Raw genomic sequence first — 24,361 nt, 5'->3', positions numbered from 1 at the left:
TACCGGGCTCTCGCTCGGCGTCAATTTGGTCTACCCTAGCGCCCGCCTTCTTCCCCCTTCAGGAGTTCTCCATGTCGACCGGCTGGATCGTTCTCGGCGTTATCGTCGTCCTCGTGTTCTTTGCCTTCGCCGCCTACAATCGGCTGGTGGCGCTGGGCCAGCGCGTCGGCCAGGCCTTTGCCGACGTCGACGTGCAGCTCAAGCAGCGCCACGATCTGATCCCGAACCTGGTCGAGACGGTGAAGGGCTATGCCTCGCATGAGCGCGGCACGCTCGACGACGTCATCAAGGCGCGCAATTCGGCGATGTCGGCGCAGGGACCGGCGCAGGTGTCCGCGGCCGAGACCCAGCTCTCCGGCGCGCTCGGCCGACTGATCGCGCTGTCGGAGGCCTATCCCGACCTCAAGGCCAACGCCAATTTCCAGCAGCTCGCCAGCGAGCTGTCCGATCTCGAGAACAAGATCGCGGCCAGCCGACGCTTCTTCAACAGCGCGGTCCAGGAATACAACACCGGCATCCAGCAGATGCCGGCAGCCTTGTTCGCCGGCATGTTCGGCTTCACCAAAAAGGACTTCTTCGATCTCGGCGCCAGCCGCACCGAGGTCGAGGCCACGCCGCAGGTGAAATTCTGAGTTGAGCCGATAGGCCGGCAGGGCATCGCGTCATGGCCGCGTATGGTCTCTACACGCACATCGCCTCGAACAAGTTTCGTTCGATGCTCCTGCTCGCCGGTCTGTTCGCGCTGGTCTACGTGCTGGTCTATGCCGGCGCGCTGATCGCCGAAGCCGTCATCAATGGCGACGAGACCGTCCTCCATTATCTGAGACGCGCCTTCTATGATCTGAAAGTCGCCGCACCGGTTGCGACCGTCGTGGCAGCGACCTGGATCGTGATCGCCTATTTCTTCCACCAGTCGATGATCGATGCGGTGACCGGCGGCCACGACGTCACCCGGCAGGAGCAGCCGCGGCTCTATAATCTGCTTGAAAATCTCTGCATCTCGCGCGGCATCACGATGCCGAAGCTGAAGATCATGGAAAGCCCGGCGCTGAACGCGTTCGCGACCGGCCTCAACCCGCGGCAATATTCGGTCACCGTCACCACCGGTCTCCTCAATGCGCTGGACGACCAGGAAATCGAGGCGGTGCTGGGTCACGAGCTGACCCATATCAAGAACGGCGACGTGCAGCTCATGGTGGTCGCCGTCATCATCGCGGGCGTGGTCGGATTCTTCGGCGAACTGTTCTTCCGCCTGTTCACGAATTTCAGCTGGAGCTCCGGCTCCGGCGGCTCGTGGTCGTCGGGCTCCTCCTCGTCACGATCGTCCTCGTCGTCGAACGACAGCAAGAGTTCGGGCGGCGGCGCGGTGATCGTCATCATCATCGCGGTCGTGCTGATCGTGGTGGCCTGGCTGTTGTCTCAGGTGGTGAAGCTCGCGCTGTCGCGCTCGCGCGAATATCTCGCGGACGCAGGCTCCGTCGAGCTGACGAAAAATCCGGACGCCATGATCTCGGCACTGCGCAAGATCGAGAACCGCGGCGAGCTGCCGGGCGCAACCTCGGCAGTGATGGAGCTCTGCGTCGACAATCCGCGCGAGGGTTTTGCCGATTTGTTCGCGACCCACCCCTCGGTGCAGTCGCGAGTCGACGCGTTGGTCAAGTTCGCCGGCGGCCATGATCCCGGCCCGCTGCCGCTTTCCGCCGACGAGGCCGAGGAGCCAGACACGCAAGCCGACCAGCAGGGCGTCCGACCGCCACCGCGCCAGGGGCCCTGGAACGACGTAGGCGGCGCGGCCAGTCCGCCGCCCCTGCCCGCACCCAGCTCCGCCGGAACCGCCAGCAGCAACCCGATAGGCAATCGAGTAAGCAATCCCTTGGGCAATTCCTTGGGTCCTTGGGGCCGCCATTGAGCGTGATTTGACGCCATGCCCGGCAGGATTCGTCGTGCTTGGGAAAAACCTCGGGAATTGCCATAACTGGGCCCTGCGGAATTGAATTCTCCCTTGTTTCTGCCATGTTCGCGCCCAACAGCAGACTTGGGACATGTCTGCGACATCGATTTGGGGCCCGTCCGATTGCAACCTCGCGATCGGGGGCGCGCGTTAGGGGACAGCAATGGCAAAGCCGGCAGTGGTTGTGGTGGGCGCGGACAAGGGTGGGGTCGGCAAGACCACGGTGTCGCGCACCCTGCTCGATTATTTTTCCGCCAACAACGTGCCGACGCGCGCTTTCGACACCGAATCGCCGCGCGGAACCCTGAAGCGCTTCCATCCTGACATCACCGAGATCGTCGACATGACGACGACGTCGGATCAGATGAAGATCTTCGATACGCTCAACGCGACGAGCCCGTCGGTCACCGTGATCGACGTCCGGGCCGGCCTGCTCTCGCCGGCGCTCGCCTCCTTGCGCGACATCGGATTCCTCGACGCCGCCAAGGCCGGCCAGATCACCTTTGCCGTGTTCCACATCCTCGGACCCTCGATCGCCTCGCTGGACGAGATCGCCGAGACCGCGGGCTTCATGGGCGGCGCGAAATATTTCCTGGTGAAGAACTTCATCAACGATACTCAGTTCTTCCAGTGGGATCAGTCGACTTACCAATCGTATTTCAACCGCATCAAGGACGCGACCGAGCTGACCATCCCCAAGCTCAACGAAATGGCCTATGAGCAGGTCGAGGTGTCCTCCGTCCCATTCCTGAAATTCGTCGCCAACAAGGGCGTCAACGACGAGGCCGCCAACTACTCCTTCGTGCTGCGTGGTTATGTCCGACACTGGCTGGCGAACGTCTGGAGTGAGTTCGATCGGATCCGGCTGACCGATATCGTCGGCTCGACGAAATCCGGGGCCCGCAACAGCGAAAAATAGTTGCGCAAGCCGGGCGGATACGGCTGGATTGGTCGCCAAGTTCGACTGATATAGCTATCGATGTCCGCAACGCCCCTCTACATCATTTGCTCGCCCCGCCCGCAGGTCGGCAAGACCCTGCTGGCGCGGCTTTTGAGCGAATTTTTGCTGCTCAAGAACGGCAACGTCGTGGCCTTCGACGTCAACCTGAAGGAGCCGTCGCTGCTCGACTATCTGCCAACGATCACCGAGACCGCCGACGTGATCGACACCTACGGCAAGATGCAGCTGATGGATCGTGTCATCGTCGATGACGGGCTTGCCAAGGTGATCGACCTCGGCTTCCACGCCTTTGACGAGTTCTTCAAGATGACGGAGGAGATCGGCCTCTTGAAAGAGGCTGCGCGCCGCCACGTCGCGCCGATGATCCTGTTCGTCGCCGACACCGACCGCGTCTCGGCCCGCGCCCACGAGATGCTGCGCGAACAGATCCCGCGGATCAACCTGATCACGGTGGACAACGAGCACATCGTGCGCGGCGAGCTGCCGGAAGCGATGGCCGGCGGCCGGCTGCTGCGCCTGCCGGCGCTGCCCGGATTCCTGAAGACCTATATCAGCCGCCTGAATTTCTCCTTCACCGGCTATCTTCGCCAGGAGAAGGATGCCTCGACCGAGCTGCACCAATGGACCCGGCGCAATTACCTCGCCTTCCGCGAACTCGAGCTCAGCCTGATCCTGCAACGGTCCTGAACATTTTACCCGGATAATATTGACGCCCAGCGACGTTGCGGTTACTGAGTGTACGCACCATCGTTCCTCAGCAAGGCCTCTTCACCGTGAGCATCGACCGTAAAGCAGCAATCGCCGCCTATAAGGAGCGGAAGACCGTTGCCGGCATCTACGTCGTCCGCTGCGCGGCCTCGGGCGAGGCCTGGGTCGGCCAAGCCTCGAACCTCGAGACAATCCAGAATCGCATCTGGTTCTCGCTGCGCCAGGGTAGCCACACCTGCCGTAGACTCCAGACTGCGTGGAACATGCACGGTGAGGCAGGCCTGACACTCGGCGAATGCGAGCGGCTGAAAGATGAGGCGAGCGACTATGTCAGGAATGCGCTCCTCAAAGAGCGCATGCTGCATTGGCTGTCGGAGCTAAAGGCCGAGCCGATCTGAACGTCGCCAGCCGTGCCGTGCCCTCAGTGCCCCTCGAACGTCATCAGCGTGCGCACCGGCACGTCCATCGCGCGCAGCTTGGCGGCGCCGCCGAGATCGGGCAGATCGATGATGAAGCAGGCGGCGACCACATTGGCGCCGATCTGGCGCAGCAGCTTCACCGCACCTTCCGCGGTGCCGCCGGTGGCGATGAGGTCGTCGACCAGGATCACACGCTCACCCGGCTGGATGGCGTCGACATGCATCTCCATCTCGTCGATGCCGTATTCGAGAGAGTAAGCGATCCGCACGGTGGTGTGCGGCAGCTTGCCTTTTTTCCGGATCGGCACGAAGCCGGCCGAAACCTGGTGCGCCACCGCGCCACCGATGATGAAGCCGCGCGCTTCCATGCCAGCGACCTTGTCGATCTTGTTGCCGGCCCAGGGATTGACGAGTTCGTCGACCGCACGGCGGAACGCACGCGCATCTGCGAGCAACGTGGTGATGTCGCGGAACAAGATCCCGGGTTTCGGATAGTCCGAGATGGTGCGGACGCTCGCCTTCAGATCATGGTCAAAAGTCATGGTGCCTCTCAATCAGCGCGACGCATCCAGGCGGAACGCGTTCTCGACAATTCGTAAGCCCACCTCGCCGCTCAGCGACATCAGCGATTCCGGATGGAATTGCACGCCGGCGACCGGCAGGGTCTTGTGCTCGAGCGCCATGGCGACGCCGTCCTCGGTGCTGGCGGTGACGGATAGCACCTCCGGCATGCTGTCGCGCTCGACATACAGCGAGTGATAGCGGCCGATGACGATCTCGTTCGGCAGATTGCGCATCAGCCGCCCGCCACGTACCTGAACCCGCGAGGGCCGGCCATGGGCGGGATGCGTGAGCTGCCCGAGCTCGCCGCCGAAATACTCGCCGATCGCCTGGACGCCGAGGCAGACGCCGAACACCGGCAGCTTGTCCTCCAGCGCCGCGTCGATGGTCTTCTTGATCCCAAAATCCTCGGGCCTGCCCGGCCCTGGCGACAGCACCAGCAAATCCCACCGCTTCTGCTTGAGCATGTCGAGCGCATGCACATGGCGGACCACGGTGACGTCGGCGCCGACCTGGCGGAAGTAATCGGCCAGCATATGGACGAAGCTGTCGTCATGGTCGATCAGCAGTACCCGCTTGCCGCTTCCGGTGGCGTCGGGCGCAAAGGCCGACAGCGGCTTCGGCGGATCGCCGCGCAGCGCCTGGAACAGGGCCGCGGCCTTGACCTGGCATTCGCGGTCCTCGGCGGCGGGATCGGAGTCGAACAGACAGGTGGCGCCGACACGCACTTCCGCGAGGCCCTCCTTCATCCGGATGGTCCGGATGGTGAGGCCGGTGTTGATGCTGCCGTCGAAATTCACCGCCCCGATCGCGCCGGCATACCAGCGGCGGGGCGAGCGCTCGTGATCCTCGACGAACTGCATCGCCCAGAGTTTTGGTGCGCCAGTGACGGTGACGGCCCAGGCGTGGGTGAGAAAGGCGTCGAGCGCATCGAAGCCGGGACGCAGCATGCCTTCGACATGGTCGACGGTGTGGAACAGTTTTGAATAGGTCTCGATCTGCCGGCGCGCCAGCACCTTGATGGTGCCGGGAACGCAGACGCGCGCCTTGTCGTTGCGGTCGACGTCGGTGCACATGTTGAGCTCGAACTCGTCCTTCTCGGAGTTCAGGAGCTGGCGGATCTGCTCGGCATCGCCGATCGCATCGGTACCGCGCGCGATCGTCCCCGAGATCGGGCAGGTCTCGACCCGGCGTCCGTCCGAGCGCACGAACATTTCCGGAGAGGCCGAGACGAGAAATTCGCCCTCGCCGAGATTCATCAGCGCGCCGTAGGGCGACGGATTGATGACACAGAGCCGCTGGAACACTTCCGCCGGCGAGCGGTCGCAGGGCTCGGCGAAGAGCTGCCCCGGCACCGCCTCGAACAGATCGCCACGCGCAAAGGCAGCGCGCGCGGTCTCGACAGTGGCCTGATATTCGCCGGGGGCGTGATCGGCAAAACCCTGGCGCGGTGTCTTGAGGTAGGGGCTCTCGGCGGTCTCGTGCGGCAGGCCCGCGGTGGACTTGCCCTTCCACGCGAAATCGTATGTGAGCACGACGCCGCGGCCGGTGGCGCGGTCATAGGCGAGCAGGCGATCGGGGACGTAGAGCACGATGTCGCGCTGGTCGCTCTCGCGCGCGCGCTTCTGCACGAGGTCCTCGATCTGGAACACGAGGTCGTAGGCGAAGGCGCCGAACAGGCCGAGCACGCCGTCGTCATTGGCGGAGAAAGCGGCGACGAGATCGCGCACCAGCGACATCACGCTGGCGCGCCGCGTGCGCTGGTCTTCGTCGATCGGGGCTTCGCCGCGGACGATATGACCCGCAAGGCGCGTGGGCGTCGTCTCGGAGATCACGACGCAGGGCTCGCGCAAGACATCCGCAAGGAAGGCGATCAGGACCTCCCCGCGCGCGTTCAGCGCTTCCAGCTTGAAATTGACGCCGGTGGTCTCGAGCTTGAGCGGCGGATCGGAGAAGCCGAGGTCAAAACTCTCGTAGCGGCCGGGCACGGTCGTCCCCGACGACAGCACCACGCCGCGGCGACGGTCGAGCAGGCTGACGAGATCGTCGAGCCGGTTGGCGCCGCCGGAAAACTGTTCCGCCACGCGCGTGATCGCAAGCCCTGCGCGGGTCACGTAGTCGCTTCGAGCCGGAAGGGCAAAGACGGTCCTGTTCATGGGGTCCTCTTACGAAACTTGTCGAGGGAACGCCACACAGGACAAACGATCAGGCCGCCGCACTGCGTGGGCGACCTCAGACGATTTTGGGAGAATAAATCGCACCGGCCACCTCTCAGGAGGTGCGCCACCAAAGACGGGATGGGCGGACGGCGGTGCTCATGGGCGGATACTCACCATGGCGCGGGGACGACGTCAAGGCTGGCTGGGCTGGCTGCTCAACGCCGATCACCACAGTCGTCCCGGCGAAGGCCGGGCAATTGCGCACCAGGCCGGGGCGACACTGAAATGGTAGCGCGACTGGCGCAGCACACCTACCCCAGATGCTTCCTGAAAAACTCCGTCGCCCTGCCCCAGGCGAGCTCGGCGGCTTCCCGGTCGTGCACGGCCTGGCGCTGCTCGTTGACGAAAGCGTGCTCGGCGTCATAGCGGAACAGCTCCAGCGACTTGCCGGCGGCCTTCATGGCCTTTTCGAAACCGTTGACCAGCTCCGGCGTGCACCAATCGTCCTTGTTGGCGAAATGGGCCTGAAGCGGGATCTTGACGTCGGCGGGCTTGGCCGCCTGCTCTGGCGGGATGCCGTAGAACACCACGCCGGCGGCGAGCTCCGGCACATGCACCGCGCCGATGATGGTGACGGCGCCGCCGAGGCAGAAGCCGGTCAGGCCCACCTTGGCGCCGTTGCGCGACAGATATTGCGTGGCGCCGCGCACCGTCTGCGTGGTGGCGTCCATGAAGTCGAGCGAGTTCATCTCTTTGCCGGCGGCGTCGGTGTCGTGATACGGCACCACCTTGCCCTTGTAGAGATCTGGCGCCAGCGCATCGAACCCGGCCAGCGCGAAGCGGTCGCAGAGGCCCTTGATCTGGTCCGAAAGGCCCCACCATTCTTGGATCACCACCACGCCCGGCGCGTTGCCGCGCGCGGCATTGGCGAGATAGCCCGATGCGTCCTTGCCGTCCGGGCGCTTGAAGGTGATGGCGGTTCCCATGGTGTCCTCCGACGAGTTTTTGGGGAGCGGTTGGCGGCATTTTGGCGTTTGAGCGGGCGATAGGCAATCGCGCCTGACAACACACTCTCGTGCCCAACAAAAAAGCCCCCTTGCGGGGGCCTCTTCATTCTCGCCTCGGGCCCCTCAGTGCGAGTCTGCCCAGACCTTCTTCTTGGTGAAGTACATCAGGCCGGCGAAGATGATCAGGAAGATGAACACCTGGAAACCGAGGCGCTTGCGCGCTTCCATATGCGGTTCGGCGGTCCACATCAGGAACGTGGTGACGTCCTTGGAATACTGCGCGACCGTGGTCGGCGAGCCGTCGTCATAGGTGACCTGGCCGTCGCTGAGCGGCTTCGGCATCTTGATGGCGTGGCCCGGGAAGTACTTGTTGTAGTAGGAGCCCTCCGGGATGGTCACACCTTCGGGCGCCTTGTCCTCAAAGCCCTGGAGCAGCGCCGAGACGTAGTCCGGACCCTGCTCCTGATACTGGGTGAAGAAGTCGACGATGAACATCGGGAAGCCGCGGCCGTAGGAACGCGCCTTGGTGATCAGCGACAGATCCGGCGGCGCCGCGCCGCCGTTCGCCGCACGCGCCGCCTGCTCGTTCGGGAATGGCGAGGGGAAATAATCCGCCGGCCGGCCCGCGCGTTCGAACATGTCGCCGGCGTCGTTCGGACCATCCTTGACCTTGTAGTCGGAGGCGAAGGCTGCAGCCTGCGCGACCGAATAGCCGGGACCGCCGGCTTCCGCGAGATTGCGGAAGGCGACGTAGGACAGGCCGTGACAGTTGGCGCAGACTTCCTTGTAGACCTTCAGGCCGCGTTGCAATGCGCCGCGATCGTACTTGCCGAACGGACCGGCGAACGACCATTTGTTGCCCGGCGGCTTGTCGCTGCCTTCGGAGGCGCGCGCGCTGTCGGCTGAGCCCGTAAACAACGCGCCCGCCAGCGCAAGCACGATCGCGCTCGACACCATCGGCGTCGACCTGCTCCCGGTTTTGGCCAGGACGGCATCCGAGATCGAGTTCGGCACCGGACGCGGCTTCTCGATCCGCGAGAGCAGCGGCAGCACGATCAGGAAGTAGGCGAAATAGCAGAACGTCAGGACCCGGCCGGCGATCACATAGATGCCTTCCGGCGGCTGCGCGCCGAGATAGCCGAGCAGGATGCAGACCGCGACGAAGATCCAGAAGAACTGCTTGGCCAGCGGACGGTACTTCGACGACTTCGTCCTGGCGGCGTCGAGCCAGGGCAGGAAGCACAGGATGATGATCGCCGAGAACATCCCGATCACGCCCGCGAGCTTGTTCGGGATCGAGCGCAGGATCGCGTAGAAAGGCAGGTAATACCATTCCGGCACGATGTGCGGCGGCGTCACGCCCGGGTTCGCCGGAATGTAATTGTCGGCGTCGCCGAGATAATTCGGCATGTAGAAGATGAACCAGGCGTAGAGCAGCATGAAGCAGGAGACGCCGAACATATCCTTGATGGTTGCATGCGGCGTGAACGGAACAGTGTCCTTTTCCGTCTTGGGCTCGACGCCATCAGGGTTGTTCTGGCCGGAGACATGCAGCGCCCAGACGTGGAGCACGACGACGCCCGCGATCAGGAACGGCAGTAGATAGTGCAGCGAGAAGAAGCGGTTCAGCGTCGGGTTGCCGACCGAATAGCCGCCCCACAAGAGCGTCACGATGCTCTCGCCGACATAGGGGATGGCGGAGAACAGATTGGTGATGACGGTGGCGCCCCAGAAGCTCATCTGGCCCCACGGCAGCACGTAGCCCATGAAGCCCGTCGCCATCATCAGGAGGTAGATGATGACGCCAAGGATCCACAGCACCTCGCGCGGCTCCTTGTAGGAGCCGTAATAGAGGCCGCGCAGCATGTGGACGTAGACAGCGACGAAGAACATCGAGGCGCCGACGGCATGCATGTTGCGCAGCAGCCAGCCGTAATTGACGTCACGGACGAGCAGCTCGACCGACTTGAAGGCGAGGTCGGCATGCGGCGTGTAGTGCATCGCCAGGATCACGCCGGTCAGGATCTGGATCCCCAGCATGAAGGAGAGGATGGCGCCGAAGGTCCACCAATAGTTCAGGTTGCGCGGGGTGGGATAGACCACGAAGGAGGAGTGCATGAGGCCGAGGATCGGCAGACGTCGCTCGATCCATTGCAGGGCCGGATTGCTCGGCTGGTAGTCGGATGGTCCGCTCATGATGCGATCCTGAGGAAATAATACGACGAGACGGCGCGAAGCTTCGGACGAGGGCCCGAAGCTCAGCCGATCTGGATTTTGGTGTCGGAAACGAACTGGTACGGCGGCACCGGCAGGTTCGCGGGCGCGGGCCCCTGGCGGATGCGGCCGGACGAATCGTACTGCGAACCATGGCAGGGGCAGAAGAACCCGTCGTAATTGCCTTCATGGGCGATCGGGATGCAGCCGAGATGGGTGCAGATGCCGATCACGACCAGCCACTGCTCATGGCCGGACTTGACCCGGGCCTCGTCGGACTGCGGATCGGGCAGGCTCGCCACGTTGACGGCGCGCGCCTCGTCGATCTGCTTCTTGGTGCGGTGGCTGATATAGATCGGCTTGCCGCGCCAGAACACCTTGATGTCCTGCCCCTCGGCAACCGGGCTGAGATCGACCTCGATCGGCGCACCAGCGGCGATGGTCGACGCATCGGGATTCATTTGGGAGATAAAGGGCCAGAGCGCGGCTGCGCCCCCTACTGCTGCAGCTGCCCCCGTTGCAACGAATAAGAAATCACGGCGTGTCGGATGGTCCGCCGAAGACGCTGTCGTCACGATTCCAACCCTTTCTTCTTATGCAGCCGGCGGAACCGCTCCGGGAGCCCCCAAGGTCCCCGGAACAGCCTGCCGGCGCCCGCGGCCCCCCGCGGCGGCAGAACTTCACGTGCCCCCACCAAAACAAGGCGAAAACAGCAGTCCAGAATCGTTCTATTGGCACCCTTGCCGGGCGAGCGCAAGCCCGCTATCGGCGCGGGAGCGTGCAATGCACGAATTCCGCGGCCAGCGATGTTTTATTGAGACATTTCCGGCCCGCACCGAACCGATACAACCCATGCACAGCCCATGCAGATAGCGCTTTTCCAACCCGACATCCCCCAGAACACCGGCACGATTCTCAGGCTCTGCGCCTGTCTGGGCATGGCCGCCCATATCATCGAACCGGCGGGCTTCCCGGTCTCCGACCGGCATTTCCGCAGGGCGGGAATGGACTACCTCGATCAGGTCAGCATCGTCAGGCATGACTCCTGGTCAAAGTTCGAGCAATGGCGGGCGGCGCAAGGCGCTCGCCTGCTGCTGTTCACCACCAAGGGGGCGACCGACTACCGCGATTTCCGTTACCAGACGGCGGACATCCTGCTATTCGGGCGCGAGAGCGCCGGCGTCACCGAGGCGGTGGTCGAGGCGGCGGACGCGCGGCTGGTGATCCCGATCGCTCCGGGGCTGAGGTCGCTCAATGTCGCCATGACCGCGGCGATGGCCGCAGGCGAAGCGCTAAGGCAGCTCCGGAACCCGCAAGTTTGAGATGTTGAGGAGAGACGGTTGAGTTACGCGGTCAAGGAAATCTTCCTGACCTTGCAAGGCGAAGGCGCCCATGCCGGGCGCGCGTCCGTGTTTTGCCGTTTTGCCGGCTGCAACCTCTGGAGCGGGCGCGAGGCCGACCGTCAGGAGGCCACTTGCAAATTCTGCGACACCGATTTCGTCGGCACCAACGGCACCCTCGGCGGTCGCTATGGCTCGGCCGCGGAACTCGCAGACACCATCGCCGCGCAATGGACAGCCTCCACCGACAACCGCTATGTGGTGCTCACCGGCGGCGAGCCGCTGCTCCAGGTCGATACCGCGCTGGTCGACGCGCTCCATGCCCGCGGCTTCGAGATCGGCGTCGAGACCAACGGCACCATCGCCCCGCCCGAGGGGCTCGACTGGATCTGCGTCAGCCCAAAGGGCGGCAGCGATCTGGTGATCCGGCGCGGCCACGAGCTGAAGCTGGTCTATCCACAACCGCTCGCCATGCCGGAGGCCTTCGCGGATCTCGCCTTCGAGCGCTTCTCGTTGCAGCCGATGGACGGGCCCGAGGTCGCCCAAAACACCGCGGGCGCCATCGACTATTGCCTCAATCATCCGCAATGGCGGCTCAGCGTGCAGACGCATAAGTCGCTCGGTATCAGATAGGATTGGTTTTCGAACAGATGTGGGAATTGACGAAATCGTTTCGCTTCGAGGCGGCGCACTCATTGTCGGGAACGACGTTCGGCGCGGCCAGCGAAGAGATCCACGGCCACTCCTTCCGCGCCGAGGTGACGCTGCGCGGCACGCCCGATCCCAAAACCGGCATGGTGGTCGATCTCGGCCTGGTCCAGCGAGCCATCGATGACGTGCGGATGACGCTTGATCACAAGTACCTCAACAAGATCGAGGCGCTGGGCACACCGACGCTGGAAAACCTCTCGCGCTTCGTCTGGGAGCGGCTGGCACCTATCGGCAAGCTCACCCGCGTCAGCATCCATCGCGACAGTTGCAACGAGAGCTGCACCTATTACGGTCCGCAGGGCTGACGGAATGACATCCACATTGGACCCGAGCTCGATCGAAGACCGCAAGACGCGCGCACGCGCCTGGTTCGAAGCCTTGCGCGACGAGATCTGCGCGAGCTTCGAGCGGCTGGAGGACGATGCCCCCGAGAGCCTTTATCCCGGTGAGGCCGGCCGCTTCAAACGCACACCCTGGCAGCGCACCGATCATACCGGCGCGGCCGGCGGCGGCGGCGTGATGTCGATGATGTCAGGCCGCCTGTTCGAGAAGGTCGGCGTGCATTGCTCCACCGTGCACGGCGAATTCGCGCCAGAGTTTCGCGCGCAAATTCCGGGCGCGGCGGACGACCCGAAGTTCTGGGCCTCCGGCATCTCGCTGATTGCGCATCTGCGCAATCCGCACGTGCCGGCGGTGCACATGAACACGCGCTTCGTCGTCACCACCAAAGCCTGGTTCGGCGGCGGCGCCGATCTTACGCCGGTGCTCGACCGCCGGCGCACGCAGGACGATGCCGATAGCATCGCCTTCCACGCCGCAATGAAACAGGCCTGCACGCAGCCGAACGGCATCGCCGATTACGACAAGTACAAGAAGTGGTGCGACGAGTATTTCCACCTGCCGCACCGCAAAGAGGCGCGCGGCATCGGCGGCATCTTCTACGACTGGCACGACAGCGGCGACTCGGACGCCGACCTCGCCTTCACCCGGGATGTCGGCCGCGCCTTCCTGAAGGTCTATCCCGACATCGTGCGGCGCAATTTCGCGACAAGCTGGACCGCGGAGGATCGCGAGGAGCAATTGATCCGGCGCGGCCGCTATGTCGAGTTCAACCTGCTCTACGACCGCGGCACCATCTTCGGTCTCAAGACCGGCGGCAATGTGGATTCGATCCTGTCGTCGCTGCCACCGGTGGTGAAATGGCCATGACGACGATGAAGCCCGCGATGAGACCGCTGCCGCGCGCCATGCTGATCGACATGGACGACACCATCCTGTCGGCCTATGCGCGGCCCGAGATCGCCTGGAACACGATCACAGCGGAGTTCGCCGAGGAACTCGCGCCGCTGCCGCCGCAACTGGTCGCGAGCACCGTCCTGGCCTTCGCGAAGAATTTCTGGGCCAATGCGGACGCTTCCTGGCGGATGAAGCTCGCCGAGGCCCGGCATCTCACCGTCAAGGGCGGTTTCACCGCGCTCGCGGCCGCCGGTCATCGCGCCCTGCCCGACGACCTCGCCATTCGCCTGGCCGACCGCTTCACCGCCTATCGCGAGGAGGAGATGTTCGTCTTCCCCGGCGCGCATGACGCTATCGACAGGCTCAAGGCGCTCGGCATCAAGCTCGCATTGGTGACCAACGGCGCCGCGGACACCCAGCGCGCCAAGGTCGAACGCTTCGAGCTGGCGCACCGCTTCCACCACATCCAGATCGAGGGCGAGCACGGTTTCGGCAAGCCCGAGGAGCGTGCCTATCTGCACGCGATGGAGGCGCTCGGCGTCACCGCCAAGGACACATGGATGATCGGCGACAATCTGGAATGGGAAGTCGTGACGCCGCAGCGTCTCGGCATCTATGCGATCTGGATCGACGTGCATGGCGACGGCCTGCCCGAAGGCACGATCGTCAAGCCCGACCGCATCATCCGCTCGCTGACAGAACTGGTGCCGGACTGACTGCAATCGGGGTGCGCAAACAAAAACGTCGAAAACAACCCCATGCACAGTAGACGGCCGCAGCAAAATCAAGGACTTGCGGCAAGCGCAAACTGCGGATCTGACGAAATCATTTGCGCCGTCGGGCAAAACAGGCGCATGGTGTCATGGTCGCGACGCACGGGACGGAAGAGCCCTTGTGCCATCCATCGAACAGGCACCATTGCCTCTCGTGATGGGATCGCTCCGGCCTAAAGCTCTCTGATCGACGTTTCAGCAGTCTGGCCGGCGGATGCGCGCTACCGCAACACATCCACTGACCGAGTAGCCCGTGATCGGCATGTCATGCCGGTTTGCTAGCTTCGCCGTCAATCAACCCGAAAGGACCATCCATGGAACTAAAAGCCGGCGATATCGTCATGCTGAAATCCGGCGGGCAGCCGCTCACCGTCGCGGACGTGAAGGGCGACGACGTGATCTGTCTCTGGATGGGCGCGGAGGGCGATCTGTTTCGCGAGACGCTCCCGCTTGCGGTGCTCGAGCACCTGGAAGAGCTCGACGACGAAGACGAGGATGAAGACGACGAAGACGAGGAGTAAGCGCGGCTGAGGCCGCGTCCTCATTAGGTCGGGGTGCTCGGCTCCGCCCAACTTGGTGTCCGCTCCTCTGTCCATATCGGCACGAGAGCGGACATCGCTGGATGCTCGAACGTCAATCCAACGGAACGTTCAAACTGGTCCCTTTGGTGATGATGCCGCCACGGTTACCGATCTCGATCGAGCCATAGCGCTGCTTGAAGCAATCGGGCAACGGCCGGTCGCCTTCCATGCTGAGCCAAAGGCGCAATAAATGACGCTTCTGGCCTGCATCGGGCCAATCGCGGAATCCGGTCCGGTCATGCAGCAAGGCATGATTGTAAACGAACTGCATGTCGCCCGGCTGAAGCCGCATGCCGAAATGCAGCGCGGGATCATTTGCGAGCGCGTCAAAAAGATCGAGCGCCTCGACGTGAGCCGGCGTCAGTCTCGGCGCATCGGGAAAGCGCTGCGCACTATCGATATATTGGCGCTGATAAAACCCGGTCAGGAACCCCGCATGCCAATTCAGCACCGGGATTTCAAGATATGGCTTTTCGTTCTCCGGCACCTCGCCTCGTCGGTCCGTCGCGATCGGATCAAACAAGAGAGCGGCAAGGTCGGGACGTCTGTCAAACATCTCGTTGTAGATTGTCGTCGTACTGACAAGGAGAGAATCCCCTCCCTCCCTCGCCTCGCGAATGCATAACAATCCAACCACGTCGGACGAATCCGTGTGGAATGTTTGCCGTTCCGAGGTTTGATAAATTCGGGTGTTCGGATCCTTAGCATCGGCGCCGGTGTCACGGACGTGACCGAGAATGTGGCCCGCTGCATTCTGAGACCGCGCCGATCCAAGATGGGCGCCCACTCCGCAAAAGATCGTAGCGGCAAACTCCTGACTGTATTTTGCCACCGGGAGGCCGCGGATCACTTCGAAGCCAATGCCTACCAGGAGCTTCTTCTTGAGATCTTCCAGGTGCGCGCCGAGATGGGGAAGCGGAAAGCTTTCCTTCGTGATCTCGGCGATTTTTTTGTTTCCACCAAGATATGTTTCAGCCGCGCCCTCGAGTTCGGCGATTTCGCCGGCAGCAAGCGATATCAACCATCGATCGGGATTGGCTTTCATCTCAGCCCCCTCCCAGGCGGACGGGATATCGACCTTCCCTGAAGGGCGATGGATCCCGCTGGGCACTGAGACCACATTCATAGGGTTGGTTCCTGAGGGAGATTGAACGTCAGACATCGGCGCGGACGATCGACGATATTGTGCCGACCGCTTGTTTGCAACTTGGCTGAGGCGCAGCCCTGAGACCGAGTGCATCGCCGCCGACAACGGGTGCGCTCGCTTGACGAGATCCGTTCCGGGCAGTTGGCGATCCGCTTCCGCCAAGGGGATCGGTTAACAACATGGCCTCTCGTGCGATCGATCAAAGCCCGGGAAAAAATGGCATCAGCCGGAACGTTCGCGAAGCTGGCTGAGTTAAAAGCCATACGCGTCGCGCTGTGGTCATAGCCGCACCGCGCGCCCGATAAAGGCCCTGCACGAAGCGAAACCTACTCTGCGGCGTGCTTCGCAGCACGGCCGCGCGAGGATCGCGATGTACACGACGGCGATATACGATGAGCTGAGGCAGATCGAGCGCGACGTCGTCGAAGGAGAACGCCGGCTCGCCGAGCAGGAGGCGCTGATCATCGAAATGAAGCGCCAGAACGAGGACACAACCAAAGCTGAAGGCGAACTTGAACGGATGCGCATGGAGCAGCGAGGTCGCGATCAGGATCGGCAACGTCTGCTCTCACGGCTGCAACCCTGAACAACTGCTCCCCATCAGGCTGATCCGCCAAAGGCGTCGCGTTCCTGAGCCGTGGCTACGGTGACAGTTGCCATTTTCGGTCAATGACGATGCAGCGGTTCAGATCAGCAAATCATGATGCGCAGGTAGAATCGCTTGGTGCGGGCTGTTGGTGCCGTGATCGTCCGCGTGTCCGTTCAGTGCATGAGGGACGAGCTTGACGTTGAACCCGAGGCCTTCTTCCTGACCGGGCGGAACGTGCGCATCCAGCGGATGATTGAACTCTTTCAGTCCGACTATCTCGACGAAAGCAGAAGGAGCTACGCCGCTATCGAACCGGAATACCGGTCCCTGGTCTGCGCCGCCGGTTTCGAACGCAGCCTTGGCCGTGTGTGCGTCGTCTGCGATTGCTGCAGATTGCGCAGCGTGCTGCGAGTTACCGTGGTCCACGGTGGCTGGTTCTGCTGTCTTCACGGTCCCCGCAGCCTGCGAAGCCGAAGAGGGATGCTCGGCGCCATCGCCGGCGCCGTTGCCCGGTTTGCCTCCATGTTCCGTCGATTCCGTGCTTGCCGCCTTTGCAGATCCTGGCTCCGAAGCGCGTTGCGAGTTGCCGTGGCCCGCGCTGGCGGGCGTTGCGGCGGCCGGATCGATCGCTGCTCCGTCCGGCGGGCTTGCAGCGGCTGAGTGCCCGGATTTTCCGTGTTCCGCGCCGTCTGGTTCTGCCTTCTGCGCTGACCCTCCCGGAGCTTCCGAAGCCGAAGCGTGATGCTCGGCGCCATCGCCGGCGCCGTTGCCCGGTTTGCCCCCATCTTCCGTCGATCCCGTGCTTGCCGCCTTTGCGGATCCTGGCTCCGATGCGTGCTGCGGGTTGTCGTGGCCCGCGCCGGCGACCGTTGCGGCGCCCTGATCGATCTCGGCTGCGGCCGGTGCGTTTGGGGCGGCTGAGTGTCCGGATTTGCCGTGTTCCGCGCCGCCTGGTTCTGCCGTCTTCGCTGGTCCGTGCGCAGCGTCAGAAGCCGAAGCGTGATGCTCGGCGTCATTGCCGACGCCGTGGCCTGGTTTGGAGCCAGCTTCAGTCGATTCGGTGGCTGCGGCCTTTGCGGACCCTGGCTCCGATGCGTGCTGCGGGTTGCCGTGGCCTGCACCGGCGGCTATCGCGGCGCCCGGATCGATCTCGCCTGCGTCTGGTGCGTTTGGGGCGGCGGAGTGCCCGGATTTGCCGTGTTCGGCGCCGACTGGGTCGGCCTTCTTCGCTGGCCCTCCCGGAGCTTCCGAAGCCGAAGCGTGATGCTCGGCGCCATTGCCGACGCCGTGGCCCGCTTTGGAGCCAGCTTCAGTCGATTCGTCGGCTGCCGCCTTTGCAGACCCCGGCTCCGAAGCGTGCTTCGAGTTGCCGTGACCTGCGTCGGCGGCCGTTGCGACGTCCGGATCGGTCTCGGCTGCGTCCGGTGCTTTTGCAGCATTTGAGTGCCCGGCTTTGCCGTGTTCCGCGCCGTCTGGTTCTGCGTTCTTCGCTGACCCTCCTGGAGCGTCCGAGGCCTTATCGTGATGCTCGGCGTCATGGCCGACGCCGTTGTCCGGTTTGGAGCCAGCTTCAGTCGATGGGTCCGAAGCGTGCTGCGAGTTGCCGTGCCCCGCGCTGTCGGCGGTTACGACGCTGGGTTGGCCGATCTCGTTGGGCCCCGTCGGCGAAACGCCGTTGCCCGCATTGATCGGACCACTGTTCGATGCGACATTTGCGACTGTCGGCGCCGTCGCGCTATGAGCAAGCTCGATGGATGATGCGTGAGCCGACGCGGCAGATGCAGCATCGCTCTCTTCCGTTGCATCCGCCGACGCGTCGCTGGAGCTTCTGAGCCTCGTCGGCGCTCCCAAGCCGGTCCGGGTCTGCCCGAAATGGAAACCCGAGCCGTTGTTGGCCAGAAGGGCCCAGGCTCCGGCCGTCCCGAGCGAGCTCTCGCTCCCCTCGATACTGGTTTGGACATGATCCTTCGTCAGAGCGGCCTCATCGGTTGCGATCGCCGGTATCAGCGCGGCTTCGAGCTGCTCCAAGGTGGTCGCAACAGCCGCGCCATCTGGCTCGGAGCCGACATCCGCCTCCGCAACGGCCACGATCCCCTCGAGATGGATTTCCAGCAGGCCGCGATCGCCGATATCAAGGATATGATCGGTCGCATTCACATAGACGATCGTCTCGTTGCTTGCGGAGTCGTAGACCCAGGCCAGTGTATGTGGCGGTATAGACTTGGTTGCCGCCGTCATGTGCAGCCAGGCAAGCGCTCCGAAAGCCGCAAGATTGATCCTGCCCGGCCCAGATGCGAAATCGAACACGGCGTCGGAAGAGGTCGACTTGAACTGGTTAGACTCGGAGTCAATCGGGGAGCGATAAACAATTTTTTCAACGTCGCCGCCCCCGCCGACACCGGCATCGTGACCAGGGTCCGCGCCAACAAATTTATGGAGATTGTCACCCGCATCGCCCGGGCCCTTTTCGCCCAGAGCGCCTTCAGCGAGGTTGCCGTTTCCAGTGGTCACAGCGGCGAAAGACAGGCGGACATCGTGCGAAAGGAAACCCGGGGCTGAATTGTCGGCATGATTGGCGGCAGCATGGGTGATCGCGGCCAGTTTTGTGGTCGCACTCTCTTCAGTGACGGCCAGGATGCTGTCGATCGACGCTTGACGAAGGTCATGCGCGTGGGCGGCGAGATGGGGATCCTCCAGTGCGTAGATCAACGCACCGGTGAGAATAGCAAAGTTGCCATACCCTCCATGCATCGACATCGCATTGGAAAGAAGCCGCGGGAATTGATGTTCCGGGGCCGGGTCAACTCCGACCTGTATGTCGTTTGCTCCTCGCAGTAAGGGCACGGGAAGATCGGGCGCGCCCGATCCAGCAGGAGCGTGGTGCGTCCACGCTTTCGCGCCCCCGGATTGCTCGGCCGCGCGTAGCGCTTCCATTGCCGCCGCCGGGTTGGTGATTTGGGCGGCCTTGGCGAACAAGTCTCTCTGGGCCTGCGTGGGCGGCTCGCCGGATTCCCAGACAACGAGGTGCCGGAGAATCCCTTTTTTCCAGGGCTCGTACCCCGCGTGCTCGTCCACGTGGCCGACGCCGTTCTCATCCGGGAAGATGTCGTTCGCTTCCGACGCCTTGAGTTCGTCCGCAATTGCGAGCGCCAGAAATGCCAGGGAGAGCGCGGCCAGGCCGGAGGGCCGTTGCAGCAATGCGATGGTCGCGAGCACAGTTCTGTTGGTGATCTCAAGCTTCTGGAAAATATTGTACAGGTGGACCTTGACCGTCCCGTCGGAAACGTTGAGCTGACGCGCGATCTCCTTGTTCGACATTCCTTCCGCCACGAGTCGTGCGATTTGACGTTCCCGTTGCGTCAACAGCTCCAGCATCCCTTCGACTTTGCTATCGCCGTCCGCCTCCTTGCCGGGTGCGGAGAGATCGGACTTCTCCAGTGCCACGCCGCTCTTCGTCATCAGCCGCAGCGATCGCAGCATCGTGGCGGGAGAGGCATACTTCGAAATTGCGCTGCAGGCGCCGGCTGCGATGGCTGAAGTCAGATCGTGGTCGGTATCGGACTCGGTGAAGAACACCAGGCGCGTGGAGAGCTTCTCCGCCTTCACAATCGCGAGGATCTCGCAGACCGTCAGATCCGGCACCTTGTCGGCAAGAAGCGCGACGTCAGGTGTCAGCTTCCGAATTGCTTCGAGGCAGCTTGTCCGATCGCTGGACGATGCGACAACGTCGAAGTCCGGCTGCGTCCCGAGGACCGACCTCAGTCCCTGCAGAACGATCGGCTGTGGATCGACGATCACGAGCCGGATGGGCTTGAGTATCCCCTGCCTGGCGGACGTGTCCAACATCGACTTTGGCCCTCGGCCCGGTCCCCTATGTCGTTCGCCATATGGCCGTGCCCGGGTGGGATATTAAAATCAAAAAAGGCCTGGCGGTTCCAGAGCCTGACCCAGATTTGGACGCGATGCGAGTGAAAAATATGTCCTTTGACCCGATGGCCGTTGCGGTCGACTGGCTTGATGCCTATCGCGCGGGCGATATCGAAGCGATTTTGGAACTTCATGCCGAGGACGCCGTGGTCCACTGCGGCTGCGCCGGCAGCCAAACCATCACCGGCCGCGAAGCACTTCGTGCCTATTGGGTCGATCACCTCCGGAAATATCCGGCAGGCACGTTGGATGATCTCAATCCCTGGCGCAACGACGGCACCATTATCTCGTACCTCACCAGTGCTGGCGTCATGAGTGCACTTTTGGCATTTGACGCCGCCGGCAGGATCAAGGAACTGGACTGCAGTCCCTCACACTAGACCCGCGGCGTGAACCAAACTGGCAGCGGGACAGCGCCACATCCGATTGATTAGATGAGCTGCCTCGCCGCAGCCGAGATCATCACTACGCCGCCGGTGATCACCGCGACGTCGAGGATCGCGGTGTGGATGTGCACCGGCATCCGCTCGACGAAGGCTTTTGCCAGGAACGCGCCGGGGATTGCGATTGCTCCGATCAGCAGCGCAAAGGCGAGCACCTGTGCGGTCACGGCGCCGGCGAGGCCGAACACCGAGATCTTGATGAGGCCGGTGCCGAGCGAGATCATGGCATCGGTCGCGATCACGGCCGCGCCTTCCAGGCCCGCGGCCATCAGCAGCGACAGCAGGATCACGCCGGAGCCGGAGGTGCCGCCGACCAGCACGCCATAGCCGACCGAGCCGGCCGCAAGCCCAGTGTCGCCGATCTTGACCTGGCGGCGGCGGAGCACACGGCGCAGCGGCACGCTCAGGATCAGCATGGAGCCGATCACCAGCGCCGCGCCCGCATTGGTCAGCCGTGTGTAGCCGTAGGCACCAAGCGCTGTCGTCAGTGCCGCACAGGCCAGCACGATCAGCGCGCGGCGGCGATCGGCATAGCGGAGATAGGCGAGCGCGCGGCTGGAATTGGTGAAGATCGCGGAGATCGCGATGATCGGCACCACCGGTTCGGCGCCGACGAGAGGCACCAGCACCAGCGGCATCAAGGCGCCGGTGCCGTAGCCGGCGAGACCACCGATAATCGAAGCAAACAACGCCATCAACGCGACCAGCAGGAGCTGAAAGATCGAGATGTCGGCGAAGCCTGAGACGATGGTCACGTTCTCTCATCGCGGCTGACGCGTGCCGCAGCTTGATCGGCGATGGAAGCGAGTGCGGCTTCCTCTAGGGGAAAATCCGCCGCAAGCCAAGCGTCCTCCGCGAGCGTCAACACATGTCCGAGCGAGGGTCCTTCCGCCATGCCGCGCGCGATGAAGTCGGCGGCGCGAAGCGGAAATTTCGGCGCAGTCCAGCGCTGCGGCAGCTCGGCGAGCGCACGCCATCGCGACGAGCCGACGTCACCGCCGGCTCTCGCCCAGCCCAGCAACACGCGATCGTGATAGCGATCCGCACCGAGCCGGTAGAGCAGCCGCCGCGCATCGGCTTCGTCCTTGGTGGCCAAGCGCCACCAGCGGTGCCCCATCGAATCCAGCGCCTTGGTTTCCGCATTGGAGAGCCTCAGGCGCGTGGCGACGCGCTTGGCGTCTTCAGTCACCGCGATCGCCAGCGCGGCGAGGCGCCGCGTGCTGCTTGCGGTGAGGCCGAGCTCGCGCTCGATCACGATCATCGCCGCGAGCGGTCCGGTGTAGACCACGCCGCCGGTCAGCGCCTGCAGCAATCCGCCATCGGCCATCGCAAGCGCGGCGGCGGACGCGCCGGGAGCGACCAGAAGCTTCAGCGTCTCCATGCGCAGCCGCTCGGCCGAGAGGCTCGCGAGGCCGGCGCGTCCCCGGATGCAGGCGAGATAGCCGTCGCGGTCGGGATCGCCGGCGCCGAAGGCGGCGTGGATGCGGAAGAAGCGCAGGATGCGCAGGAAATCCTCGGCGATGCGCTGGTCGGGATCACCGATGAAGCGCACGCGCCGCGCGGCCGCATCCGCGATGCCTCCGACGTAATCGTGGACGACGCCGTCGGCATCGACCGAGAGCCCGTTCATCGTGAAGTCGCGGCGCTCGGCGTCCTTCACCCAGTCGCGGCCGAACGCGACCTTGGCCTTGCGGCCGAAGGTCTCGGTATCCTCGCGCAACGTCGTGACTTCGTAAGGTTGCCCGTCGATGACGAGGGTGACGGTGCCGTGGTCGATGCCGGTCGGCACAGCCTTGATGCCGGCAGCTTTGGCGCGCCGCATCACCTCGTGCGGGAGCGCCGTGGTCGCGATGTCGATGTCGCCGGGGACGAGGCCGAGCAGCGCGTTGCGCACGGCGCCGCCGACAACCCGCGCCTCCTCGCCATCCGCATTGAGCAATTGCAGGACGCGCGCGGTGCCACCCGAAATCAGCCAGGGCGCATCGGCGAGCATGGGCACCGCGCTCATCGGCCGGCCCTATCTTTCCACGCCCGGCACGAGCTTGCCGTTCTCGACATGGGCGGGGACATAGGTCGAATCCGGTGCGGCGCCGGAGAAATGCGCAAAGCCGATCAGCCCGGCGATCACCAGCACGAGCGCCGCCAGCATGAGACGCGCGACGATGGTGATCGGCCAGGACGATTGCACGAACAGGCCGGAACGCGTGGCGGCCAGGAACAGCGCATAGACGGCAAAGGGAACGAGGAAGATTCCGATCTCGGTCAGGATCGGCCGAATCATGACGAATAGATCCGCTCATAGAGCACACGGAGCATGCCGGCCGTCGCGCCCCAGATGTAGCGTTCGGCAAACGGCATCGCGTAGTAGGACCGCTCCATGCCGCGGAATTCCTTGCTGTGCACCTGGTGGTTGGCCGGGTTCATCAGGAAGGATAGCGGCACTTCGAACGCATCATCAACCTCGGAATGGTTGATCGTCAGCTCAAAGCCCGGGCGCACCCTGGCCACCGTCGGCAGGATGCGGAAGCCGAAGCCGGTGCCGTAGAGATCGAGATAGCCGATCGGCTCGACGAAGTCGCGCGACAGCCCGACCTCCTCCTCGGCCTCGCGCAGCGCCGCATCGAGCGGCGAGCGGTCGGTTGCGTCGATCTTGCCGCCGGGGAATGCGATCTGGCCGGCATGGTCGTTCAGATGCGCCGAACGCTGCGTCAGCAGAATTGTCGGCTCGGGATGATCGACCACCGCGATCAAGACCGCCGCCGGCCGCACCGGCTGCTCGCGCGCGATGATCTCGAGCATCTTGTCGGTGCCGGGATCGCCCGAGGCCGGAATGATGTTGGGATCGTAGAGGCCGGGCGGAACGTCGAAGCCGAGCCGCGCGGCGGAGCGGGCGAAGAAATCCGCCGCACCGATCACGGCGGGATCGTTCCTGGAGATAGGCTTGTTCAAAGCGCGGCCCTCACCTGCTCCGCATCGGCCATGGCGAAGAACTCGCCGGCCGACTCGACACCGAACATCGGCTGGCCATCGACCATCCGCTCCTCACCCATGTCAACCAGATCGTAATAGAGCGCGCGGGTGACCTTGGCCCAGAGCTCGGCGCGGATATGCAGATAGGGCGTCAGCCCGCCGTCCTTGGCCTGCTCGAAGCGCAGCCGGTGCGCCGCATCGCAGGTGACCCAGTCGTCGACATTGGTGCGGAAGCGGAGCACGCGATGGTTGGCATCGCCGTCCTTCTGCATCTCGACCGCCATGAACGGCGCGTCGTCGACGCGAATGCCGACCTTCTCCACCGGCGTGACGAGGAAATGCTTGTCGCCTTCGCGCTTGAGGATGGTCGAGAACAGGCGAACCAAGGCATGACGGCCGATTGGCGTCCCCAAATAGAACCAAGTACCATCTGACGCGATTCGAATGTCGAGATCGCCGCAAAACGGCGGATTCCACAAATGCACCGGAGGCAGGCCCTTTTTGGCGCCTTCGGCATCGGCAGCAGTTTTGGCAGCGGCAGTCAGCCCCTCAAGACCGCGATCGGCGCTCTGCCCTTGGTTCGCCATGGTTTGCCCTGACTTTGTCATTTGGCACGATCGGTCATTTGGCACGATTGGTGCAGGTTTACGTTGTATCCGGGTAC

General features: G+C 63.7%; 25 protein-coding genes. 13 read left to right on the top strand and 12 right to left on the bottom strand.

Annotation, left to right across the window (positions count from 1 at the left end; genetic code table 11):
* The first annotated feature begins 71 nt into the window (after window positions 1-71).
* From AC0L23_RS17370 to AC0L23_RS17350, 5 genes are all read left to right on the top strand, one after another.
* Complete coding sequence (locus AC0L23_RS17370) at window positions 72-632, top strand: LemA family protein (RefSeq protein ID WP_085352637.1); 561 nt, start codon at window positions 72-74, stop codon at window positions 630-632.
* Between the two features lie 32 nt (window positions 633-664).
* Window positions 665-1,909: a M48 family metallopeptidase gene (locus AC0L23_RS17365; RefSeq protein WP_085361328.1), complete on the top strand. Its 1,245-nt coding sequence runs from the start codon at window positions 665-667 to the stop codon at window positions 1,907-1,909.
* Between the two features lie 205 nt (window positions 1,910-2,114).
* Complete coding sequence (locus AC0L23_RS17360; RefSeq protein ID WP_018454934.1) at window positions 2,115-2,870, top strand: P-loop NTPase family protein; 756 nt, start codon at window positions 2,115-2,117, stop codon at window positions 2,868-2,870.
* Window positions 2,871-2,930: 60 nt separating this feature from the next.
* Window positions 2,931-3,599 (top strand): hypothetical protein, encoded by a 669-nt coding sequence (locus AC0L23_RS17355; protein ID WP_018454935.1) that lies wholly within the window; start codon window positions 2,931-2,933, stop codon window positions 3,597-3,599.
* An 86-nt stretch (window positions 3,600-3,685) separates the two neighbouring features.
* Complete coding sequence (locus tag AC0L23_RS17350) at window positions 3,686-4,018, top strand: GIY-YIG nuclease family protein (protein ID WP_018454936.1); 333 nt, start codon at window positions 3,686-3,688, stop codon at window positions 4,016-4,018.
* A gap of 23 nt (window positions 4,019-4,041) precedes the next feature.
* On the opposite strand, the gene AC0L23_RS17345 is transcribed toward AC0L23_RS17350, so the two are convergent.
* From AC0L23_RS17345 to petA, 5 genes are all read right to left on the bottom strand, one after another.
* Window positions 4,042-4,581: an adenine phosphoribosyltransferase gene (locus tag AC0L23_RS17345; protein ID WP_473357170.1), complete on the bottom strand. Its 540-nt coding sequence runs from the start codon at window positions 4,579-4,581 to the stop codon at window positions 4,042-4,044.
* A gap of 12 nt (window positions 4,582-4,593) precedes the next feature.
* The gene (locus AC0L23_RS17340) at window positions 4,594-6,756 is read right to left on the bottom strand and encodes an anthranilate synthase component I (protein ID WP_085361326.1); all 2,163 of its coding nucleotides are present in this window, start codon (window positions 6,754-6,756) and stop codon (window positions 4,594-4,596) included.
* A gap of 314 nt (window positions 6,757-7,070) precedes the next feature.
* Window positions 7,071-7,745 carry a dienelactone hydrolase family protein gene (locus AC0L23_RS17335; protein ID WP_008134159.1) on the bottom strand — a complete coding sequence of 225 codons (675 nt, stop codon included), beginning with the start codon at window positions 7,743-7,745 and terminating at the stop codon, window positions 7,071-7,073.
* A 144-nt stretch (window positions 7,746-7,889) separates the two neighbouring features.
* A complete protein-coding gene (gene fbcH / locus AC0L23_RS17330; RefSeq protein WP_085352639.1) occupies window positions 7,890-9,962 on the bottom strand; it encodes a cytochrome b/c1 in 2,073 nt (690 codons plus the stop codon).
* A gap of 62 nt (window positions 9,963-10,024) precedes the next feature.
* Complete coding sequence (gene petA, locus AC0L23_RS17325) at window positions 10,025-10,555, bottom strand: ubiquinol-cytochrome c reductase iron-sulfur subunit (RefSeq protein WP_026232845.1); 531 nt, start codon at window positions 10,553-10,555, stop codon at window positions 10,025-10,027.
* A gap of 288 nt (window positions 10,556-10,843) precedes the next feature.
* Here petA and AC0L23_RS17320 point away from each other — a divergent pair, with 288 nt between their 5' ends.
* The 6 genes from AC0L23_RS17320 to AC0L23_RS17295 all read left to right on the top strand — a co-directional run bounded on the left by AC0L23_RS17320 (window position 10,844) and on the right by AC0L23_RS17295 (window position 14,561).
* A complete protein-coding gene (locus AC0L23_RS17320) occupies window positions 10,844-11,302 on the top strand; it encodes a tRNA (cytidine(34)-2'-O)-methyltransferase (protein ID WP_018454940.1) in 459 nt (152 codons plus the stop codon).
* An 18-nt stretch (window positions 11,303-11,320) separates the two neighbouring features.
* The gene (queE, locus tag AC0L23_RS17315) at window positions 11,321-11,953 is read left to right on the top strand and encodes a 7-carboxy-7-deazaguanine synthase (protein WP_085352640.1); all 633 of its coding nucleotides are present in this window, start codon (window positions 11,321-11,323) and stop codon (window positions 11,951-11,953) included.
* A gap of 17 nt (window positions 11,954-11,970) precedes the next feature.
* A complete protein-coding gene (locus AC0L23_RS17310) occupies window positions 11,971-12,336 on the top strand; it encodes a 6-pyruvoyl trahydropterin synthase family protein (protein ID WP_085352700.1) in 366 nt (121 codons plus the stop codon).
* Between the two features lie 4 nt (window positions 12,337-12,340).
* Entirely contained in the window at window positions 12,341-13,240 is a 900-nt protein-coding gene (gene hemF / locus AC0L23_RS17305) for an oxygen-dependent coproporphyrinogen oxidase (protein ID WP_085361324.1), read from the top strand.
* A complete protein-coding gene (locus AC0L23_RS17300) occupies window positions 13,231-13,983 on the top strand; it encodes an HAD family hydrolase (RefSeq protein ID WP_085352642.1) in 753 nt (250 codons plus the stop codon). Before hemF ends, AC0L23_RS17300 begins: the two co-directional genes overlap by 10 nt.
* 371 nt (window positions 13,984-14,354) lie before the next feature.
* Window positions 14,355-14,561, top strand: a complete 207-nt coding sequence (locus AC0L23_RS17295) for a YodC family protein (protein ID WP_018454945.1) — start codon at window positions 14,355-14,357, stop codon at window positions 14,559-14,561.
* Window positions 14,562-14,673: 112 nt separating this feature from the next.
* Here AC0L23_RS17295 and AC0L23_RS17290 read toward each other — a convergent pair whose 3' ends face one another.
* Window positions 14,674-15,747: a TauD/TfdA family dioxygenase gene (locus AC0L23_RS17290; protein ID WP_085352643.1), complete on the bottom strand. Its 1,074-nt coding sequence runs from the start codon at window positions 15,745-15,747 to the stop codon at window positions 14,674-14,676.
* A gap of 391 nt (window positions 15,748-16,138) precedes the next feature.
* Between AC0L23_RS17290 and AC0L23_RS17285 the strand changes: the two genes are divergently transcribed.
* The gene (locus tag AC0L23_RS17285) at window positions 16,139-16,354 is read left to right on the top strand and encodes a hypothetical protein (protein ID WP_018454947.1); all 216 of its coding nucleotides are present in this window, start codon (window positions 16,139-16,141) and stop codon (window positions 16,352-16,354) included.
* Window positions 16,355-16,453: 99 nt separating this feature from the next.
* Here the strand turns inward: AC0L23_RS17285 and AC0L23_RS17280 are convergent, their stop codons facing one another.
* Window positions 16,454-20,203: a LuxR C-terminal-related transcriptional regulator gene (locus AC0L23_RS17280; protein WP_085361323.1), complete on the bottom strand. Its 3,750-nt coding sequence runs from the start codon at window positions 20,201-20,203 to the stop codon at window positions 16,454-16,456.
* Window positions 20,204-20,244: 41 nt separating this feature from the next.
* Here AC0L23_RS17280 and AC0L23_RS17275 point away from each other — a divergent pair, with 41 nt between their 5' ends.
* Window positions 20,245-20,664, top strand: coding sequence for a nuclear transport factor 2 family protein (locus AC0L23_RS17275; RefSeq protein WP_240543334.1), 420 nt, complete (start codon window positions 20,245-20,247; stop codon window positions 20,662-20,664).
* Between the two features lie 50 nt (window positions 20,665-20,714).
* Here AC0L23_RS17275 and AC0L23_RS17270 read toward each other — a convergent pair whose 3' ends face one another.
* Genes AC0L23_RS17270 through AC0L23_RS17250 form a run of 5 tightly spaced genes read right to left on the bottom strand, consistent with a single transcriptional unit; the run spans window position 20,715 to window position 24,284 of the window.
* On the bottom strand, window positions 20,715-21,482 hold the full coding sequence (locus AC0L23_RS17270; RefSeq protein ID WP_085352646.1) for a sulfite exporter TauE/SafE family protein: 768 nt from the start codon (window positions 21,480-21,482) through the stop codon (window positions 20,715-20,717).
* The gene (locus AC0L23_RS17265) at window positions 21,479-22,735 is read right to left on the bottom strand and encodes a CCA tRNA nucleotidyltransferase (RefSeq protein WP_085352647.1); all 1,257 of its coding nucleotides are present in this window, start codon (window positions 22,733-22,735) and stop codon (window positions 21,479-21,481) included. The genes AC0L23_RS17270 and AC0L23_RS17265 overlap by 4 nt, the downstream gene beginning before the upstream one ends.
* Before the next feature lie 9 nt (window positions 22,736-22,744).
* Window positions 22,745-23,008 (bottom strand): DUF6111 family protein, encoded by a 264-nt coding sequence (locus AC0L23_RS17260; protein WP_018454951.1) that lies wholly within the window; start codon window positions 23,006-23,008, stop codon window positions 22,745-22,747.
* Complete coding sequence (locus AC0L23_RS17255) at window positions 23,005-23,676, bottom strand: CoA pyrophosphatase (RefSeq protein WP_027568565.1); 672 nt, start codon at window positions 23,674-23,676, stop codon at window positions 23,005-23,007. Before AC0L23_RS17255 ends, AC0L23_RS17260 begins: the two co-directional genes overlap by 4 nt.
* Entirely contained in the window at window positions 23,673-24,284 is a 612-nt protein-coding gene (locus AC0L23_RS17250; protein ID WP_018454953.1) for a DUF1285 domain-containing protein, read from the bottom strand. The genes AC0L23_RS17255 and AC0L23_RS17250 overlap by 4 nt, the downstream gene beginning before the upstream one ends.
* Window positions 24,285-24,361 lie beyond the last annotated feature (77 nt).

This window comes from Bradyrhizobium sp. MI1.4, from assembly GCF_055811315.1.
This window is presented reverse-complemented; position numbering and strand designations above follow the sequence as displayed.